Source organism: Actinomadura sp. 6K520 (genome assembly GCF_004349245.1).
Taxonomy (GTDB): domain Bacteria; phylum Actinomycetota; class Actinomycetes; order Streptosporangiales; family Streptosporangiaceae; genus Spirillospora.
This window is the reverse complement of record NZ_SMLC01000341.1, coordinates 1-3,092: the sequence shown is the minus strand read 5'-3', so window position 1 is coordinate 3,092 and position 3,092 is coordinate 1. Positions and strand designations below refer to the sequence as shown.

Genomic DNA, 3,092 nt, shown 5'->3' with positions numbered 1-3,092 from the left:
CCCATCGGCACCTGCATGGTCTCCTCCGAGGGCGCCTGCGCCGCGTACTACAACTTCGGCCGCTTCACCCGCGAGCGCGTCAAGGAGGCGACCCGGTGACCGGACGAGACACGGTGCAGGGCGGCGTCCCGGGTCCGGGGCCGGGCGGCGCGGCCGGGGATGGCCAGGGTGACCGCCGCGGCCAGCAGCGCGACGCCGCAGCCGAACAGCATGCTGGCGCGGAACCCGGCCTCGGACGGCAGGACGTGCCCGCCCATGGTCGTGGTCATCTCGGCCAGGACGACCCCGACGACGGCGGCGGACACGGTCGTGCCGATGGAGCGCATGAGGGTGTTGAAGCCGTTGGCCGACGCGGTCTCCGAGGGCGGTACCGCGCTCATGATCAGGGCGGGCATCGCGCCGTAGGCGAGCCCGACGCCGGCGTTGCAGACGACGGTGACGACCAGCAGCCCCCACGGCGAGCCCATCAGGACCACCGACGATCCGTAGCCGAGGGCGATGACGAGGCTCCCGGCGCCCAGGGTGACCTTGGGCCCGGCGGCGGCCGACAGCTTGGCGCCCAGCGGCGAGACCGCCATCATCATCAGCCCGGCCGGCGCCATCCACAGCCCGGCGGCCAGCATCGACTGCCCCAGGCCGTATCCGGTGGCCTCGGGCAGCTGCAGCAGCTGCATCACGATCAGCGCCTGCGCGTACATGGCGCAGCCGACCAGGATCGAGGCCAGGTTGGTGAACAGGACCTGGCGGCGCGCGGTGACGCGCAGGTCGACCAGCGGGTCGGCCGACCGCAGCTCCCACCACGCCCAGGCCGGCAGGACCGCCGCGGCGGCGGCGAGCAGGGCGAGGGTGGGGGCTGCGGCCCAGCCCCAGTCCGAGCCCTTGGAGAAGCCCAGCAGCAGGCAGATCAGCCCGGTGCCCAGGCCGAGCGCGCCGACCACGTCCAGGCGTCCCTGGGCCTGCGGGGGAGTGGAGGGCAGCAGCCGCCAGATCAGCACGCCGATCAGCGCGCTGAGCGCGGCCGAGCCCCAGAACAGGGCGCGCCAGCTGGTGTGCTCGGCGACGGCGGCCGCGATCGGCAGGCCGAGGGCGCCGCCGATGCCGAGGGAGGCGCTGATCAGCGCGATCGCCGAGCCGAGCCGTTCGGGCGGCAGCAGCTCGCGCAGGATGCTGATGCCCAGCGGGATCAGGCCCATCCCGACGCCCTGCAGCCCGCGCCCGATGATCATCGGGATGACGGAGTCGGTGAGCGCGCACACCAGCGACCCGGCGGTCAGCGGCACCGCGCAGGCCAGCAGGACGGTGCGCTTGCCGTGCAGGTCGCCGAGCCGGCCGGTCACCGGGATGGAGACCGCGCCCGCCAGCAGGGTGACCGTGACCACCCAGGAGGCGTTGGAGGCGCTGGTGTCCAGCAGGCGCGGCATCTCGCCGACGAACGGCACCACCAGCGTCTGCATGAGGGCCGCGACGATGCCGGCCGCCGCCAGCACTCCGACGATCGCCCCCGGGCGGACGGCGGGCTCGGCCTGTTTCACGAAAGTTCTCCCTCATTGTGCGGCTCGGTCCGGGGGCTCGGCGACCGGAACCTGTGCACAATACATACGATTGGGTTCAATGCACAATGCACAGATCACCCGTCTCGCGCCTTCCGGAGGGGTGAGATGGGTCTCCCGGCGCGTCCGCTATGTCACAACGGCCCCGGCCGGCGGGTCATATCTGCATGGGAGCATTCGCGATCCAGCCGCGTGACGTGATCTGCCACACCCTCGTGCACGCCGCCCATGACGCGTTCCGCCGGGATCTGGACCGGCTCGCGGCGGCGGCGGCGGCCGGCAAGGGCGGGCGCACGCACGTGCGCGCGGGCTGGGATAACCTCAAGGACCAGATCCGGCTGCACCACGACCTGGAGGACGCGGTGCTGTGGCCGCGGGTGGAGCGCGCGGCCGGCCGCCCCGGCGTGCGGGCCGTGCTGGCGCAGATGCACGCCGAGCACGCGCGGATCGGGCCGCTGGCCGGCCGGGTCGACGCCGCGATGCGCGACTGCGCCGGGGGCGACCGTGCCGACCGTGCCGGGCGGGACGGGCGGGACGGCGGCGACCTGCCCGCGGCGGTGCGGGAGCTGCGCGAGACGGTGGAGGCGCACCTGCGGCACGAGGAGATGAGCGCGGTGCCGCTGGCGGAGTCGGTGCTGCGCCCCGCGGACTGGCGGGCGGTCGCCGAGGAGGCCGGCGGCCGGTGGGGGGCGGAGGCGTGGCTGTTCGTCCCGTGGGTCGTGGACGGGATCGCGCCGGTCGAGCGCAGCCGGTTCCTGACGTCGCTGCCGGCGCCGCTGCGCGAGCGCAACCGGGTGGTGTGGGAGCCCCGCTACCGCAAGCGGCGCCTGTGGAGCCTGTGAACCCTGGGGCCGGTGACCCGGTGCCGCCGTGCCGGGGTCACCAGGGGACGGCGCGTGCGGTGATGTGGTGGTCGGCGGGGTTGTAGTAGGTCATCAGCAGCGCGTCACGGGTGCTGAGGGCCGGGTGCCCGATGAGGGCGCGGCACTGGTCGAGGCCGGTGCCGCCGGAACAGGGGGCCCTGCCGTCGCCCGCGGGCGTCCAGGGGCCTTCGGGTGCGGGGGCGCGCCAGAGGCGGAACCGCCCGGACAGGGCGCGCTGCTCGACCATGACCAGGCCCTTGCCGAGGCCGGTGTAGTCGGCGACGTGGATCAGGTAGGGGGCCGCGCCGTACACGACGGTGCGGGCCTGGGCGGCGTCGTGGGTCCAGCCGCCGGGCGTCCAGTACCGGTAGGCGGCGGGATCGCGCCAGGCGGCGGGGTCGGCGGGGACGCGGGCCAGGGTGACGCGCCCGCCGTGGCAGACGCCGAACGCGGAGGTGTCGCACACCGAGGCGAACAGGTACAGGTGGCCGCGGGTGAACACGGGGGAGCCGAGGTTGTGCTGGAACGGCAGCCCGCCCGGGGAGGTGAACAGCCGGGTGCGGCCGGTCAGGACGTTGCCGGCGGGCCGGTAGGTGACCAGCCCGAACCCCTGGGTGCTGATGGTGGTGCCGTGCACGCACACGTCGGTGTAGGCGATCAGGAGGGTGGAGGTGCCGGG

The 3,092-nt window shown here is 74.5% G+C and carries 3 protein-coding genes; 1 reads left to right on the top strand and 2 read right to left on the bottom strand.

The features are described from left to right. Nucleotides 1-47 precede the first annotated feature (47 nt). A complete protein-coding gene (locus E1289_RS37050; RefSeq protein WP_131988777.1) occupies nucleotides 48-1,532 on the bottom strand; it encodes an MFS transporter in 1,485 nt (494 codons plus the stop codon). Between the two features lie 185 nt (nucleotides 1,533-1,717). On the opposite strand from E1289_RS37050, the gene E1289_RS37045 reads away from it, so the two are divergent. Continuing rightward, a complete protein-coding gene (locus tag E1289_RS37045; protein WP_131988775.1) occupies nucleotides 1,718-2,392 on the top strand; it encodes a hemerythrin domain-containing protein in 675 nt (224 codons plus the stop codon). Nucleotides 2,393-2,429: 37 nt separating this feature from the next. Here the strand turns inward: E1289_RS37045 and E1289_RS38720 are convergent. After that, the coding region (locus E1289_RS38720; protein WP_165970780.1) for a DUF4185 domain-containing protein at nucleotides 2,430-3,092 on the bottom strand (663 nt) is incomplete at its 5' end.

Excerpts from the sequence above, each read along its gene's own strand:
- E1289_RS37045 (WP_131988775.1), top strand. The coding sequence starts at position 1,718 with ATGGGAGCATTCGCGATCCAGCCGCGTGACGTGATCTGCCACACCCTC.